The following is a 14,791-nucleotide window of genomic DNA, read 5'->3' on the forward strand; positions in this document are numbered from 1 at the left end:
TCAGCCTTTCACTGCTCCGGCCATGATGCCGCTGATGAGTTGCTTACCCGCGATGACGAAGAGGATCAAGAGCGGGATCGTCGCCATCACGGCGCCGGCCAGCACGATCGAGTAGTCGATGTAGTATCCCGACTGCAGCTGACTGAGTGCTGTCTGCAGCGTGGGGTTGCTCGGGCTCAACACGATCAGCGGCCAGAGGTAATCCGTCCACGCCGTCATGAAGGTGAACAGCCCGAGGATCGCCATCGCCGGTCGCGCGGCGGGAACACCGACGGTGAGGAACGTGCGGAACTGGCCCGCCCCGTCGACACGTGCCGCCTCGATGAGCTCGTCGGGGATGACGTCGACCAGATACTGACGCATGAAGAACACCCCGAAGGCCGTGACCAGGGTGGGAACGATGACGGCGCCGATGGTGCCGGTCCAGCCGAGCTCGCGCATGACCATGAACAGCGGGATGATGCCGAGCTGCGTGGGGATCGCCATGGTGGCGATGACGAAGAGCATGAGTCCGTTGCGGCCGCGGAACTTCAGCTTGGCGAAGGCGTAGCCGGCGATCGTGGAGAACGTCACGACCGAGACGGTGATGACCCCCGAGATGACGATCGAGTTGCCGAGCGCCAGCCAGAACGGGATGGCGTCGAGCACACGGGCGGCGTTGGCGAGGAAGTTGCCACCGGGAATGAGCGGAAGCGTCTCGCCCCGGGTGGCGTTCGTGCCGCTGGCGACCACGAACGACCACCAGAGCGGATAGACGCTGCCGAGGATGAAGGCGGCGAGCAGGCCGTAGGTGAGGAAGCCCGGACGGCTGCCGATGCCGGCGTTGCCGGTCTCGCGACCGCGCCGGCGTCTGCCGGGTCGCTCCGGCGGATCGTTGTCGAGAGTCTCGACCTGCACCGCGGGAAGGGGCTCGGGGATGGTGACACTCATGCGACGCCTCCGTGGGTGCGGGCCTGACGCCGTGCGATGCGGCGTGCTCTGCGGTCGGATCGGGAGTCGGATGTCGCGATGCGACGGGCGATCAGGAAGTTGAGGACGCCGAACAGCACGATCAGAAGGAACAGCAGCCACGCGACGGCGGACGCCTCACCGAGGTTCGTGCGGAAGAAGGCGAGATCCCAGAGGAAGAGGACCATGGTCTGGAACTGGCGGTCGCTCCCGCCGATCCCGCCGGCGGCCGAGACGTCGAACAGGCGCGGCTCGGCGAAGATCTGCAGCCCGCCGATGGTGGCCGTGATGATGACGAAGATCAGCGTCGGGCGGATTGTCGGGATGGTGATCGAGAAGAAGCGTCGCACCGGACCCGCACCGTCGATGGCGGCGGATTCGTACAGGTCGCGCGGAACCGCCTGCATGGCGGCGAGGAGGATGAGGGCGTTGTAACCCGTCCACCGGAAGTTGACCATGATCGCGATCGCGAGATGGCTGAGGAACCGGTCCTGCTTCCACTGCTGGTCGGGGATGCCGAAGATGTTGAGGAGGTTGTTCGCCAGCCCATCGACGTCGCTGAAGATGCTCGAGAAGATGAGCGCGACCGCGACCGGGGTGACCACGAACGGGAGGAGAACGCTCATCCGCCAGAAGGTCGGGGCGCGCAGGCCCCGGTCGAGGAGGTACGCGACGATGAGGGCGATCGTGAGCTGCGGGATGGCCGAGAGCAGGAAGATGCTGATGGTGTTGAACACCGCGTTCCAGAACATCCGGTCGTTCAGGATCTCGACGAAGTTGCCGAGCCCCACGAAGTCGCCCTGTCCCTGCAGCAGGTCCCAGTCGTACAGCGAGACGTTGAGCGTGTAGAGCAGCGGAAAGAGGCCGACGACGCCGAACAGCAGGAAGAACGGGGCGACGTAGAGGTAGGGCGAGGCCTTCTGGTCGGCCTTCGACAGACGCTGGCGGAAGGGGGAGCGGACGGATCGGCGCATCCGATCCTTCGGCTCATCTCGACCGGAATCGGCGGGTGCCGACGCCGGCGACGGCAGAGTCGCGGTCATGTGCAGTTCCTCTCGCGGAGAGATGGTCGGGGCCCCCGGGCTGTCCGCCCGGAGGCCCCGTGTCATCCGATCGGCCTCAGCCGACCAGTTCGTTCAGCAGCTGGAGCGCCCGCTGCCAGGCACCCTGCGTGTCGGTCTCGCCCAGGTCGAGCGCCTTCAGCGCGGGACCGAAGACGTTCTCCTGGATGACGGAGTCCTCCGGGCCCTTGTACTGCGCTTCGACGCCGACGGCGCGCTCGGCGAGGATCGCGCCGGTGGGTGCGTCGTTGAAGAACGGGTTGGGAGTCGCCTCCGCCGCCAGGGTCTCCTGCGCCTCGACGGTGCTCGGGAAGTTGCCCGCTGCGGCGGACTGCTTCACCTGCTGCGCGGGCTGGGTGAGCCAGTCCGCGAGCTTGGCCGCCTCTTCCTTGTGCTCCGACGTCTCGGGAACGGTCAGGAAGGCGCCACCCCAGTTCGCCGGGCCACCGGGGAAGACGTTGGCGAAGTCCCATCCGTTGTCCTCATCGCCACCGGCCCCCTCGATCGAGCCCTTCATGACGCCCAGCATCCACCCGGGGCAGATGAACGTCGCGAATGTCCCGTCGAGGAACGATTCGCCGCTGTTCCAGTCCCATGCCGCCTGTGCCGCCGAAAGCCCGTCCTCGGTCGCCGCGCCCAGAAGCTCGAACCGCTCCTCGAGTTCGGTGTTGCCCTCGACGTTCAGCTCGCCGTCGGTGGTGTAGTAGCCCTCGGGGAGCTGGTTGACCATGGCGTTCCAGACGAAGCCGGAGTGGTCGTACCAGGCGTTCCCGGTGGCCTCGCTGTACTGACGGCCGACGTCGAAGTAGTTCTCCCAGTCGCCCTCGAGAAGAGTCGCGACCTCTTCACGGTCGGTGGGCAGACCCGCCGCCTCGAAGGCGGGTGCGTTGTAGCAGATGCCCTGCGGGCCGATGTCGGTGCCGTAACCGATGACGCGGCCCTCGGGATCGGTCGCCTGGTCGTACTTCCACTCGAGCCAGTCGCTCTTGCGGTCTTCGATGCCGTAGTCGCGCAGGTCGACGAACTGGTCGGAGACGCCCATGATCTGACCGAGCCAGCCCTCTTCGACCGCCACGACGTCGGAGAGTCCTGATCCCGCCCCGATCTTGGTGAAGGCGTCGGTGCGGGCGTTGCCGCCCGTGTCGATGTTGGTGGCCTCGATGGTGATGCCGGGGTTGGCCTCTTCGTACTCGGTGTACAGGTCGTCGTAGCCGAACGTGCCGAAGGTGGTGACCGTGAGGGTGATGTCCTCGCCGGCCTCGCCGCCTGCGGCGTCGCCGCCGGAGGAGCTGCAGCCCGCGAGAACGAGGGCGGTGGATGATGCGATCGCAGCCGCGACGGCCGCTTTGCGCATGGTGGATGACGTCACGATCACTCCTTTGTGGGTGGGTAAGCACGATGCTGTGTCGGCGACACGGTGCAGGTTGACGTTCCCGTGGAACCGCTCCCACGGATTGCGGATGACGCTATGGGATCGCTCTCACAGCTGTCAAGGGAGCGCTCCCAAGAAGATGGGTAACGATCAGGTCACGACGGCGAGCGGGGGGTCGAGCCGTAAGATGTCGGTGTGCCCACCATCGTCGTCGACGTCATGCCCAAGGCCGAGCTGCTCGACCCGCAGGGGAAGGCCGTCGCCGGAGCCCTCACGCGGCTCGGCGTCGACCGCTTCTCGGGTGTGCGGATCGGCAAGCGTTTCGAATTGACCGTCGACGGGGAGGTCGATGACGAGACCCTCGCCACGGCCCGCCGCATCGCCGCCGAGGTGCTCTCCAACGACGTGATCGAAGACGTCGTCGGCGTGGAGGTCGTGGAGTGACCGCCCGTATCGGCGTCATCACCTTCCCCGGGAGTCTCGACGACGTCGACGCCCGCCGCGCTGTGCGTCTGGCCGGCGGTGAGCCGGTCGCCCTCTGGCACGGCTCGCACGACCTCGAAGGCGTGGACGCCCTCATCCTCCCCGGTGGCTTCAGCTACGGCGACTACCTGCGTGCCGGGGCGATCGCCGCCCTCGCGCCCATCATGTCGGAGGTCACCGACGCCGCGCGGGGCGGGATGCCCGTGCTGGGCATCTGCAACGGCTTCCAGATGCTCGTCGAGGCGCACCTCCTCCCCGGCGGCCTCATCCGCAACGCCCACCAGCAGTTCATCCGCCGCGACCAGCGTCTTCGCGTCGAGAGCGCGTCGACGGCGTGGACATCCGACTTCGCCGACGGCGAAGAGATCGTCATCCCGCTGAAGAACGCCGACGGCGGCTACATCGCCGACGCCGACACCCTCGCGCGCATCGAGGGCGAGGGCCTCGTCGCCTTCCGCTACCTGGGCGTGAACCCCAACGGGTCGCTCAACGACATCGCGGGTCTGCGCAACGAGCGCGGCAACGTCGTGGGGCTCATGCCCCACCCCGAGCACGCCGTCGAGGAGGGTTTCGGCCCCGACACCCGTCTCGCGATGCGTTCGGGAGTCGACGGCCGCCGGTTCTTCACCTCGGCGATCGCGTCGCTCGTCGCCGCGGCCTGAGCCGCGGCGAGCGGGTCAGACGGTGCCGGCGGGCGGCCAGACCCCGATGATCAGCGCCATCACGACGAACGTCGCCAGCTCGTGGCCGATCGTCAGCACGGTCAGCGACGACGGTCGCCCCTCGAAGGCGTCGTGCGTGATGATCCGGGCGGCCGTGAACCCGGCCCACAGGATGATCGCTGTGCCGAGCGCTGCGAGCAGATACCCGCCCCCGTAGAAGTGCCACGCGATCGCGGTCGCCCCGGCGAGCACCCACGCGCTGATGAAGCTCACGAGGATCGTGACGAGGATCGGGATGACCGCCGTGGCGCCAGGTCTGTTCATGTCGACGCCGGCCAGTCGGGCCCACCTCGTGCCGAACACCTTCGGCGCATAGAACACCGATCCGACGATGAGCGTCGAGGCCGTGGCGATCAGGACCGCCCAGTAGTTGATCTCGGGAACCATCCGTCATCGGCAGGTGCTGCCGCCTCCTGCGCCAGACCATACTCCGGCCGGGCGGTAGCGTGGGAGTGGTGAGTGCGAATCTCGTCGTGTCCGTTCCGACCGCCCAGCTCGCCGATGACATCCAGCCGGCCCCCGCCGGCGTGGAGGTGATCGTGTGGCCGATGGATGGCCCGCCGCCTCGACCCCGGATCGACGTCGTCGTGCTGCCCTACATGTCGCTGACCGATGCGGTGCCGCTCCTCGACCAGGTCGAGACCCGCCTGGTGCAGAGCCAGTCGATCGGGTACGACGGCATCGAGGATATTCTGCCGCCGACATACACCTTCGCCAACGCCTCCAGCGTGCATGAGACCTCGACCGCGGAGCTCGCGGTGACCTTGGCGCTGGCTGCGCAGCGACGCGTGCCGGCGTTCGTGCGCGCGCAGGTCGAGGGCCGGTGGGCGCCCGAAGTCGCGGAGAGTTTCGCCGATCGGCGGGTCCTGCTCCTCGGATACGGCGGCATCGGCAAGGCGATCGAGGCCCGGCTCGCGGGCTTCGAGGTCGAGCTCGTCCGGGTGGCGTCGCGCCGCCGCGAAGAAGACGGTGTCACGATCCACGGGGTCGACGAACTGCCCGAGCTGCTGCCGCATGCCGAGATCGTGATGGCGTCCCTGCCGGGCGGCGACGCGACCCGCCACCTCGTCGACGACGGGTTCCTCCGCGCTCTTCCCGACGGCGCCCTCATCGTCAACGTCGGTCGCGGGCCGCTCATCGACACCGATGCGCTCGTCGATCACGCGGGCCGTGGCCGCATCCGCGCGGCGCTCGACGTCACCGATCCCGAGCCGCTGCCCGCGGGTCATCCGCTCTGGTCGACCGACGGCGTGCTCATCGTCCCGCACGTCGGCGGCGCGTCGAGCGCGATGCGCCCGCGGATCGCGCGACTCGTCCGCCGTCAGATGGAGCGGATGTCGCGGGGCGAGGCCCCGCTGAACGTCGTCCTCGGCGGCTGACGCCGCCTCCGCCTCACCCGCGCGGCGCGCGCGCTGCCTCCTCGATCAGCTGCAGCAGCCGCGCTGCGACGCTCACCGCGATGACGGCCGGCGCCTTGCCCGACACCTCGGGCACGCCGATGGGCGTGGTCACACGCGCGAGATCGCCGTCGGTGTGCCCCAGCTCGCGGAGCTTCGCCGCGAACCGCCCCCACTTCGAGCGCGAGCCGATCAGCCCGATCGACGCGAGGTCATCGCGTCGGAGCGCCTGGTCGGTGAGGGCCAGATCCTCGACGTGATCATGGGTCATGATGAGCACGTGCGTGCCGGCCGGCAGGTCGGCGATCGCCGCCTCGGGCACCGGGGTGTGACGCACGTTGACGGTCGCGACCGCGTCGGCGAAGATCCCCGAGCGTCCGGGTACCCCGAGCCGCTCCTCGGCCACCATGTCGGCGCGCCCGTCGATGAGCCACAGCTCGATCTCGTGTCGCGCGAGCACCCGGGCGAGCTCCAGTCCGACGTGACCGACTCCGAAGACCGCCACCGTCGGCACCACGCGCACCGGTTCGAGCAGCATCGTCACCTCTCCCCCGCAGCACTGCACGCCGTACTCGGTCGCGGCCTTGTCGCTGAGGGTGAGGGTCAGCAGCCGCGGCTCGTTCTCGCCCGCCTCGATCATCTCGCGCGCCGTCGCGATCGCGGTCTCCTCGAGATTGCCGCCGCCGACGGTGCCGAAGAGCCGATCGGGTGAGACCACCAGCTTCGCCCCGCCGTTGCGCGGCGCGTGACCCCGCACCGCGGCGAGGGTGACGAGCACCGCCGGCAGGCGTGCATCGCGCAGCCGGCGCAGTTCGTCGACCCAGTCCATCGGCGTCGCTCTCCGCTAGGGCGCGACAACAAGCGCGGAGCGCGTCGCCTCGATCGCCCAGAAGACCGCCTCGGGGGTGGCGGGCGAAGCGAGCTCGACGGTGCGCCCCGGCTCGCCGAAGGCGGCGACCGCCTCGCGCAGCGCCTCTCGCGCGGCGAACGCGAGCATGAGCGGCGGCTCCCCCACGGCCTTCGATCCGTACACCGCGCCGTCCTCGCGGGCGTCGGCGAAGAGGTGCACGCGGAAGTCCTCGGGCATCTCCGAGAAGCTCGGCAGCTTGTACGTGCTCGCCGAGGTCGTCAGGAGTCGCCCGCGGCCGGGGCCGGCGGAGGTGTCCCACCGCAGATCCTCGAGGGTGAGCCATCCGGCGCCCTGCACGAACCCGCCTTCGATCTGCCCGCGGTCGATCTGCGGCGAGAGCGAGTCGCCCACGTCGTGGACGATGTCGACCCGTCTCAGCCGGTAGGCGCCGGTGTACCCGTCGACCTCGACCTCGGCCGCCGCGGCACCGTAGGCGAAGTACTTGAAGGGCGAACCCGTCATACGTTCGATGTCCCACGACAGGCCCTCGGTGCGGTAGTACCCGGCGGCGAAGAGCGGCACCCGCGAGAAGTAGGCGGCAAGGGCCACCTCGGCGAACGGCACCGAGCGCTGCAGATGAGGAGCGGTGACCTGCCCGCCGGCGAAGACGAGGTCATCCGGATCGGTGCCCAGGAGCCCGGCGGCGACCGCCGTCATCCGCTCTTTGATCTGCTCGCAGGCGTTCTTCACGGCCGCGCCGTTGAGGTCGGCGCCCGACGACGCTGCCGTCGCGGAGGTGTTGGGCACCTTGTCGGTGCGGGTCGGGGCGAGCCGCACCTGGGTGAGAGGCACCCCGAGGGCGGTCGCGGCGACCTGCAGCATCTTGGTGTGAAGGCCCTGGCCCATCTCGGTTCCGCCGTGATTGATGAGCACCGAGCCGTCTTTGTACACGTGCACGAGGGCGCCGGCCTGGTTGTAGGCGGTGAAGTTGAACGAGATGCCGAACTTCACCGGCGTCATCGCGATTGCGCGCTTGACGTCGTCGTGCTCGGCGTTGAACGCCGCGATCGCCGCGCGCCGAGCGTCGACCTCCGCCTCGGCGCGGAGGGTCTGCCAGATCGCGGGCATCCGCTCGGCGTCTTTCACCACCTGCCCGTAGGGGGTGTCCTGCCCGGGGGCGTAGAAGTTCCGGCTGCGGAGCTCGTCGGGCTCGATGCCGAGCGCGGGGGCGGTGCGGCCCAGGATGTCCTCGATGAGGAACACCCCCTGCGGACCACCGAAGCCCCGGAACGCCGTCTGCGAGGTCTTGTGCGTCTGGGCGACGCGGCCGACGACGTGGACGTTCGGGATCCAGTAGGCGTTGTCGACGTGGCAGAGCGCGCGGCTCATCACCGGCTCCGAGAGGTCGAGCGCCCACCCGCCGTCGGAGGTGAGCGTCGCCTCCAGCGCCTGCAGCAGGCCGTCGTCGTCGAATCCGACCCGCCAGGAGATGTGGAACGGATGCCGCTTGCCGGTCATCGTCAGATCCTGAGTGCGGTTCAGGCGCAGCCGCACCGGGCGCCGGGTGAGGCTCGCCCCGAGTGCGGCGATGGCCGCCAGGCCGTGGGGCTGCATCTCCTTGCCGCCGAAGGCGCCGCCCATCCGCAGCGACTGCACGGTCACCTGGTGCGACGGCAGGTCGAGCACGTGCGCGACGATCTCCTGCGTCTCGCTCGGGTGCTGCGTCGACGACTCGACGAAGACCTGCCCCTCGGAATCGATCCGTGCGAAAGACGCATGGGTCTCGAGGTAGAAATGCTCCTGGCCCGAGAACGCGGTGACGCCTTCGAACACGCGGGGGGCGTCGGAGAGGGCCGCGCCGGCGTCGCCGCGGACGATCGCGCGCTCGGCACCCTGGAACGAGCCGGCCGCGATGGCCTCCTCGAGGGTGACGATGCTCGGGAGCGGCTCGTAGGTCACCTCGACGGCGGCGGCGCCGAGCCGCGCCGCCTCGGGGGTCTCGCCGAGCACCCAGGCGAGAGCGTGCCCGTGGTACATCGCCTCGACGGGGAAGAGCGGCTCGTCGTGCTTGACCCCGGCGTCGTTGACACCCGGCACGTCCTCCGCGGTCAGCACCCGGACGACCCCGGGCACACCGTAGGCGGGCAGGACGTCGAGGGTCACGCGCGCATGCGTGTGGGTGGATTGCACCGGCCACGCGGTGAGCACCCCCATCGTCTCCACGGCGAGGTCGTCGGTGTACATCGCGCGGCCGGTGACATGGAGGGTCGCGCTTTCGTGCGCGACGGAGCGGCCGACGACCGGGTCGGCGGGGCGGCGGGCGAGATCGCTCATCAGCCCACCGCCGATGCGGTGGGCTTCGGGTGCCGCGCGAAGAGTTTCCGCAGGGCGTTCTCGAGCATCGCGGTGCGGTAGGCCGCACTCGCCCGGTGATCCGACATCGGCGTGCCCTCGGCGCCCAGCACCGGGGCGACCTCGCGCACGGTGGCGAGGCTCCAGTCGCGGCCGATGAGCGCCTGCTCGGTGGCGCGGGCGCGCACCGGCATGGCGGCGACGCCGCCGAGCCCGATGCGTGCGTCGGCGACGACGCCGCCTCGCAGGTCGATCACGAACGCGACGGCGACGCTGGAGATGTCGTCGAAGCGGCGCTTGGCGATCTTGTGGAACGCAGCGAGCTCGCCGCGGGGCGCGGGGAAGCGCAGGGCTCGGATGATCTCGTCGGTGCGCCGCACCGTCTGGCGGTAGCCGGTGAAGTATTCCTCGAGCGGTACATTCCGCTCCCCGTCGCGCGAGGCGAGGGCGACGCTCGCGCCGAGGGCGAGGAGCGCCGGCAGCGCGTCGCCGATCGGCGACCCGGTGCCGAGGTTGCCGCCGAGGGTCGCCCGGTTGCGGATGAGCGGTGAGGCGAACTGCGGCAGCAGCTCGGAGAGGAGCGGCACACGAGCGCCGAGGGCGGCGGCGACCTCGGTGAGGGTGAGCGCCGCACCGAGCTCGATCTCGTCGTCGTCGATGCGGAACGCCCGCAGCTCGGGCAGGCGGTCGATCGCGACGACGAGCGGGGCGCGCAGACCGCGGAGGTTGACGTCGACGCCCCAGTCGGTCGCGCCGGCGACGAGGCGCGCATCGGGCTCAGCCTCGAGGAGGGCGACCGCATCGTCGAGGGTGGCCGGGCGGACGAACCGGGCGCCGTCGACGGTCACGTCTGTCGCGACGGGCTCCGGGGCCGGATGCCGCAGGCGCGCCGCCAGCGGATCGTCGCCCTCCGGCATCCCGAGCTCGTATGCCGCATCGCGAATCGGTCGGTAGCCCGTGCAGCGACAGAGGTTGCCGCTCAGCGCGTGCAGGTCGAATCCGTTCGCCCCGACGTGCCCACCCTCCGCACCCGCGAGGGTGCGCTCCTCACCCGCGAGGGTGCGCTCCCCACCCGCGAGGGTGCGCTCCTCACCCGCGAGGGTGCGCTCCCCACCCGCGAGGGTGCGCTCGTTCCCCTCCGGCGCGCGATCGCGCCGGTAGTACTCCCCGGCCATGCTGCAGACGAAGCCAGGTGTGCAGTAGCCACACTGCGACCCGCCGCCCACCGCCATCGCCTCCTGCACCGGGTGCAGCGCTTCCGGAGTGCCGAGGCCCTCGGCGGTCACGATCTCCTGACCGCGGAGCGCCTGGGCGGGCACGAGGCACGAGTTCACCGCGGTCCACGCCGCACCCGCGGCATCCGCAGCCGGCGTCGCGATGAGCATCGCGCACGCGCCGCACTCGCCCTCGGCGCACCCCTCCTTGCTGCCCGTCAGGCCGCACGAGCGCAGCCAGTCGAGCGCGCTGGTGTGCACCGCGACGCCGTCGAGCGATCGGAGCGCGCCGTTGACGGTGACCTCGTTGATAACCACCTCGGCCACCGCTCCGTCATCCACACGGTGTTCAGCCACGCGCACGCTCCATCTTCGCGATTGTACGGCCCGCGCGAGACGGGCGGTCTCCTCCCGCCGCACCCCGCCGCGCCATCCGTCACACGTCCGAAACACCCCACGGCGTCAGGCGAAACGTCGGCGCCATACCTTCGCCTGATCACATCCCTGAGCTCCACCTGCACAAGAAAGAGCCAACACCCGATGGCAACACACAGCCCCCTGAGCCGCCGCGGCCGCATCGCCGCCGGCGCCGCCGCGTTCCTCGCCTCCGCCCTCGTCCTCGCCGGCTGCGCGTCCGGCGGCACGACCACCGCCGCCGCCGGCGGCAACAGCGCCGAAGAGGCGTCGTACGGCGAGATCAGCGTCCAGTACTCCTGGATCAAGAACGAGGAGTTCGCCGGCGAGTTCTACGCCTACGAGAACGGCTACTACGACGAGGCCGGCTTCGACGAGGTCATCGGCATCTCGGGCCCCGACACCGGAGTCGCCAAGCTCCTCTCCGGCACCGTGCAGGTCGCGCTCAGCGACGCCGCATCGGTGGGCGCCGCGATCGCCGAGGAGGAGGCGCCACTGAAGATCATCGGCGCGACCTTCCAGAAGAACCCGTTCACGATCCTCTCCCTCGCCGACGGCGGTGACATCACCACCCCCGAAGACCTCATCGGCAAGACGATCGGCGTGCAGGACTCCAACGCCTCCGTCTTCGCGGCCCTCCTCAACGCCAACGACATCGACCCCGCCGACGTCAACGTCGTGCCGGTCGACTTCGACCCGACGCCGCTGATGAACGGCGACGTCGACGGCTTCATGGCCTACCTCACCAATGAGGCCCTCACCGTCGAGCTCGCCGGCTACGAGGTCACCAACCTCGCCTACGCCGAGAACGGCGTGCCCTATGTCGCCGAGACCTTCACCGTCACCGACCAGTACCTCGCCGAGAACGCCGATCTGCTGAAGGCGTTCCTGACCGCCGAGATCAAGGGCTGGACCGAGGTCTTCCAGCAGCCGGTCGATGACACCGTCACCCTCGTCGAGAAGTACTACAACGCGGCTGCCGCGGAGTCGTCGGAGGGGCTCGAGGCCGTCTTCGGGGCGCTCGACCCTGAGAAGACAGCGCTCGGCATCGAGGCGCAGAACCTCCTCATCTCCACCGAGGAGACCGAGGCGAACGGCCTGTTCACCATCTCCGACGCGCTCAAGGAGCAGACCGTGGCCTCGCTCGCCGCGGCCGGCTGGGAGGTGTCGGTCGACGACCTCTTCGACACCACGATCATCGACGAGATCTACGAGGAGAACCCCGAGCTCATCGACTACCTCCCGTAGCCCGAGCGACGCACATCATGACCGATACAAGAACATCGGATGCCACGGCGACGCCGTCGGCGGGGGTCACCCCGTCGGCGGCGCCGGCCGGCGGTTCCGGCATCAGCATCGACGGTCTGACCAAGACCTTTGCCACCGGTCGCGGCCGCACCGTCACCGCCCTGCAGGACACTCACCTGCACACCGAGAAGGGCTCGTTCCTCGCCCTTCTCGGGCCCTCGGGATGCGGCAAGTCGACGATCCTGCGCATCCTCGCCGACCTCGAGACGCCGACGACCGGCGACGTGCGCGTCGACGGCAAGACCCCCGCGCAGCTGCGCCGCGACAGCGAGCTCGGCATCGCCTTCCAGGACCACGCACTTCTTCCGTGGCGGAGCGTCTACGCCAACATCCGGCTCGTCTTCGAAGTCGCCGGCCGCCGCGCCGACAAGGCCTACATCGACGAGCTGATCTCCCTCGTCGGGCTCACCGGCTTCGAGAAGGCCAAGCCCGCCCAGCTCTCGGGCGGCATGCGCCAGCGCGTGTCGATCGCCCGCGCCCTCGCGCTGAAGCCCTCGGTGCTGCTCCTCGACGAGCCCTTCGGCGCACTCGACGATATGACCCGGCAGAGCCTCAACCTCGAGCTCCTGCGCATCTGGACCGAGAAGCCCGCGACGACGCTGCTGGTCACCCACGGGATCTCCGAGGCGATCTTCCTCTCCGACCGCGTCGCGGTGATGTCGCCGCGTCCCGGACGCATCAAGGAGATCATCGACGTCGACCTGCCGCATCCTCGCACCCCCGATCTGCAGCGCACGCCCGAGTTCCACGCCCTCGTCGACCGCGCGTCGGAACTGCTCTTCGGGGCCGACGGGCGCGCCGCGGCGGAAGCCTGATGCGGGTCCGCCGCATCCCCGGCTGGCTCGCCGGGCTCATCGGGGCCGCGGGGCTCCTCGCCGCGTGGTGGCTGTTCTCGGCGACCGTCTTCCAACCGCGGCCCGGCACGACCTTCACCCCCGTGCCCTCACCGTTCGTCGTGTTCCAGACCATCTGGACCGACGGCCTGGCTCCCTACATCGGCGTCTTCGAGGTGACGATCACCGAGGCGCTCATCGGGTACGCCTGGGGCAACGGCCTGGCGCTCCTCGTGGCCTCGACCGTGCTCCTCCTCCCCCAGATCGAGACCGTCGTGGTGCAGATCGCGGTCGTGAGCTACTGCCTGCCGGTGGTCGCCGTCGGCGGCATCGCGATCGTGGTGCTCGGCGGCGCGCGGCGCGCGGGCGACCCCAGCGCGACGGCGATCTTCCTCGCCGCCCTCGCGGTGTTCTTCACCACGGTCGTCGGGGCGCTCCTCGGGTTCCGCTCGTCCGACCGCTCGAGCCTCGACGTCGTGCGCGTCTACGGCGGATCGCGCTGGATGCAGCTGCGCAAGGTCCGGCTCATCGCCGCCCTTCCCGCCATCCTGAACGCCCTCCAGATCGCCGTCCCCTCCGCCTTTCTCGGCGCGATCCTCGGCGAGTACATGGGCGCCACCGACCGCGGCGTCGGCATCACCCTCATCCGTCTGCAGGGCGATCTCGATTCCGCGCGCGTCTGGGCGGTGTTCCTGCTGTCGGCGATCGTCGCGCTCGTCGGCTACGCCGTCGTCGGACTGCTCGCCCGCGCGGTCACGCCGTGGGTCTCGGGCAAGGCGGTGGCGGCATGACCGGCGCCGCACGGGCCGTCGGCCGCTCTCTTCTCAACGCCCTCCTCACCCTCGTCATCGTCGTCGCGCTCTGGTGGGCGGTGGTGAACCTCACGGGCATCTCACCGTACGTCGCCAAGGGTCCGGTAGACGTGTGGCAGTTCCTTTTCACCGATGAGGATGCTGCGCTGCACCGTGCCGAGATGGCGCCGCTTCTGGCGCAGACCCTCTCCGACGCCGCTCTCGGTTTCGTCGTCGGCATGCTCGTCGCCGTCGTCCTCGCCATCGCGTTCTCGCTGTCGCGCTCGGTCGAGATGGGGGTCATGCCTCTCGCGCTGCTGCTGCGGAGCGTGCCGCTCGTGGCGATCGCGCCCGTCATCATCCTCATCACCGGCCGCGGAACTCCCGCCTCGGTGGCGGTCATCGGCTCGATCGTCGTGCTCTTCCCCGCGCTCGCGTCGGTGCTGTTCGGGCTCAGCCGGGCGTCGAAGGAGAGCCTCGACCTCGTTCACGTCTACGGCGGCGGGCGGGCGACGCAGCTGCGGAAGGTCAACGTGCCCGGCGCCCTGCCGTCGCTGTTCGCGGCGGCGCGGGTGTCGGTGCCGGGCGCGGTGACCGGAGCGCTGCTGGCCGAGTGGCTCTCGACCGGTCAGGGCATCGGCGGGATGATCCAGAAGTTCAGCGCCTCGGCGCGCTTCGACGAGCTGTGGGCCTCGGTGGCGCTCATCACCGTCATCACGCTCGTGCTCTACAACGTGGTGCAGGTGATCGAGAACGTCGTCCTGGCGCGCATGGGGATGCCGACCGGGTCGCGCTGACGCGCGGGGCGGCGCGCAGCGTCGCCGCCTCGCGAGACCGACCTCCGCTGCCGAAACTCACCGCGCCGCGGTCGGTTTCGACGGCGCGGGTGGGTTTGGGCGCGCGGAGGGCGCGCCGCTGGATCAGAGCTGGAACTCGGGCCGCACTTCGGCGTCGCCGTCGGTCGGCATCCGAGGCTCCGCTCTGCTCGACGCATGGGAGCCTGGCGATACGGCGCAGTCATAAGGGTCGCTCGCGACCCGGTCTCG

The 14,791-nt window shown here is 69.9% G+C and carries 14 protein-coding genes; 7 read left to right on the top strand and 7 right to left on the bottom strand.

The genetic code is table 11. The features are described 5' to 3' along the window. The 3 genes from FBY40_RS01870 to FBY40_RS01880 all read right to left on the bottom strand — a co-directional run bounded on the left by FBY40_RS01870 (position 1) and on the right by FBY40_RS01880 (position 3,363). Complete coding sequence (locus tag FBY40_RS01870; RefSeq protein ID WP_141935964.1) at positions 1–930, bottom strand: carbohydrate ABC transporter permease; 930 nt, start codon at positions 928–930, stop codon at positions 1–3. Further along, a complete protein-coding gene (locus FBY40_RS01875; RefSeq protein WP_124292127.1) occupies positions 927–1,991 on the bottom strand; it encodes a carbohydrate ABC transporter permease in 1,065 nt (354 codons plus the stop codon). The genes FBY40_RS01870 and FBY40_RS01875 overlap by 4 nt, the downstream gene beginning before the upstream one ends. A 76-nt stretch (positions 1,992–2,067) precedes the next feature. Next, a complete protein-coding gene (locus FBY40_RS01880) occupies positions 2,068–3,363 on the bottom strand; it encodes an ABC transporter substrate-binding protein (protein ID WP_141939962.1) in 1,296 nt (431 codons plus the stop codon). A gap of 213 nt (positions 3,364–3,576) precedes the next feature. Here FBY40_RS01880 and purS point away from each other — a divergent pair, with 213 nt between their 5' ends. Both purS and purQ read left to right on the top strand, forming a co-directional pair. Next, positions 3,577–3,825, top strand: a complete 249-nt coding sequence (gene purS, locus FBY40_RS01885; protein ID WP_124292126.1) for a phosphoribosylformylglycinamidine synthase subunit PurS — start codon at positions 3,577–3,579, stop codon at positions 3,823–3,825. Beyond that, positions 3,822–4,526: a phosphoribosylformylglycinamidine synthase subunit PurQ gene (purQ, locus tag FBY40_RS01890; RefSeq protein WP_141935966.1), complete on the top strand. Its 705-nt coding sequence runs from the start codon at positions 3,822–3,824 to the stop codon at positions 4,524–4,526. The genes purS and purQ overlap by 4 nt, the downstream gene beginning before the upstream one ends. Positions 4,527–4,541: 15 nt before the next feature. Here purQ and FBY40_RS01895 read toward each other — a convergent pair whose 3' ends face one another. Next, positions 4,542–4,973, bottom strand: coding sequence for a DUF1761 domain-containing protein (locus FBY40_RS01895; RefSeq protein WP_141935967.1), 432 nt, complete (start codon positions 4,971–4,973; stop codon positions 4,542–4,544). 68 nt (positions 4,974–5,041) lie between these two features. On the opposite strand from FBY40_RS01895, the gene FBY40_RS01900 reads away from it, so the two are divergent. Beyond that, positions 5,042–5,965: a 2-hydroxyacid dehydrogenase gene (locus tag FBY40_RS01900; RefSeq protein ID WP_235014446.1), complete on the top strand. Its 924-nt coding sequence runs from the start codon at positions 5,042–5,044 to the stop codon at positions 5,963–5,965. Between the two features lie 13 nt (positions 5,966–5,978). Here the strand turns inward: FBY40_RS01900 and xdhC are convergent, their stop codons facing one another. From xdhC to FBY40_RS01915, 3 genes are read right to left on the bottom strand one after another with little or no spacing between them, the layout of a single operon-like run. After that, positions 5,979–6,812, bottom strand: coding sequence for a xanthine dehydrogenase accessory protein XdhC (gene xdhC, locus FBY40_RS01905; protein ID WP_141935969.1), 834 nt, complete (start codon positions 6,810–6,812; stop codon positions 5,979–5,981). Positions 6,813–6,827: 15 nt separating this feature from the next. After that, positions 6,828–9,167, bottom strand: a complete 2,340-nt coding sequence (gene xdhB, locus FBY40_RS01910) for a xanthine dehydrogenase molybdopterin binding subunit (protein ID WP_141935970.1) — start codon at positions 9,165–9,167, stop codon at positions 6,828–6,830. Continuing rightward, entirely contained in the window at positions 9,167–10,756 is a 1,590-nt protein-coding gene (locus FBY40_RS01915) for a xanthine dehydrogenase small subunit (protein WP_235014449.1), read from the bottom strand. Before FBY40_RS01915 ends, xdhB begins: the two co-directional genes overlap by 1 nt. Before the next feature lie 183 nt (positions 10,757–10,939). Between FBY40_RS01915 and FBY40_RS01920 the strand changes: the two genes are divergently transcribed. The 4 genes from FBY40_RS01920 to FBY40_RS01935 are packed head-to-tail and all read left to right on the top strand — an operon-like array spanning position 10,940 to position 14,542. After that, a complete protein-coding gene (locus FBY40_RS01920; protein ID WP_141935972.1) occupies positions 10,940–12,061 on the top strand; it encodes an ABC transporter substrate-binding protein in 1,122 nt (373 codons plus the stop codon). A 17-nt stretch (positions 12,062–12,078) separates the two neighbouring features. Further along, a complete protein-coding gene (locus tag FBY40_RS01925; RefSeq protein ID WP_141935974.1) occupies positions 12,079–12,936 on the top strand; it encodes an ABC transporter ATP-binding protein in 858 nt (285 codons plus the stop codon). Then, the gene (locus tag FBY40_RS01930; protein ID WP_235014451.1) at positions 12,936–13,745 is read left to right on the top strand and encodes an ABC transporter permease; all 810 of its coding nucleotides are present in this window, start codon (positions 12,936–12,938) and stop codon (positions 13,743–13,745) included. Before FBY40_RS01925 ends, FBY40_RS01930 begins: the two co-directional genes overlap by 1 nt. Further along, positions 13,742–14,542 (top strand): ABC transporter permease, encoded by an 801-nt coding sequence (locus FBY40_RS01935; protein WP_141935976.1) that lies wholly within the window; start codon positions 13,742–13,744, stop codon positions 14,540–14,542. The genes FBY40_RS01930 and FBY40_RS01935 overlap by 4 nt, the downstream gene beginning before the upstream one ends. Positions 14,543–14,791: the final 249 nt, after the last annotated feature.

The organism is Microbacterium sp. SLBN-154 (assembly GCF_006715565.1).
Taxonomy (GTDB): domain Bacteria; phylum Actinomycetota; class Actinomycetes; order Actinomycetales; family Microbacteriaceae; genus Microbacterium.

Coding starts and splice junctions, on each gene's coding strand:
- FBY40_RS01870 (WP_141935964.1), bottom strand. CDS start 930: ATGAGTGTCACCATCCCCGAGCCCCTTCCCGCGGTGCAGGTCGAGACT.
- FBY40_RS01875 (WP_124292127.1), bottom strand. CDS start 1,991: ATGACCGCGACTCTGCCGTCGCCGGCGTCGGCACCCGCCGATTCCGGT.
- FBY40_RS01880 (WP_141939962.1), bottom strand. CDS start 3,363: ATGCGCAAAGCGGCCGTCGCGGCTGCGATCGCATCATCCACCGCCCTC.
- FBY40_RS01895 (WP_141935967.1), bottom strand. CDS start 4,973: ATGGTTCCCGAGATCAACTACTGGGCGGTCCTGATCGCCACGGCCTCG.
- xdhC (WP_141935969.1), bottom strand. CDS start 6,812: ATGGACTGGGTCGACGAACTGCGCCGGCTGCGCGATGCACGCCTGCCG.
- xdhB (WP_141935970.1), bottom strand. CDS start 9,167: ATGAGCGATCTCGCCCGCCGCCCCGCCGACCCGGTCGTCGGCCGCTCC.
- FBY40_RS01920 (WP_141935972.1), top strand. CDS start 10,940: ATGGCAACACACAGCCCCCTGAGCCGCCGCGGCCGCATCGCCGCCGGC.
- FBY40_RS01925 (WP_141935974.1), top strand. CDS start 12,079: ATGACCGATACAAGAACATCGGATGCCACGGCGACGCCGTCGGCGGGG.
- FBY40_RS01930 (WP_235014451.1), top strand. CDS start 12,936: ATGCGGGTCCGCCGCATCCCCGGCTGGCTCGCCGGGCTCATCGGGGCC.
- FBY40_RS01935 (WP_141935976.1), top strand. CDS start 13,742: ATGACCGGCGCCGCACGGGCCGTCGGCCGCTCTCTTCTCAACGCCCTC.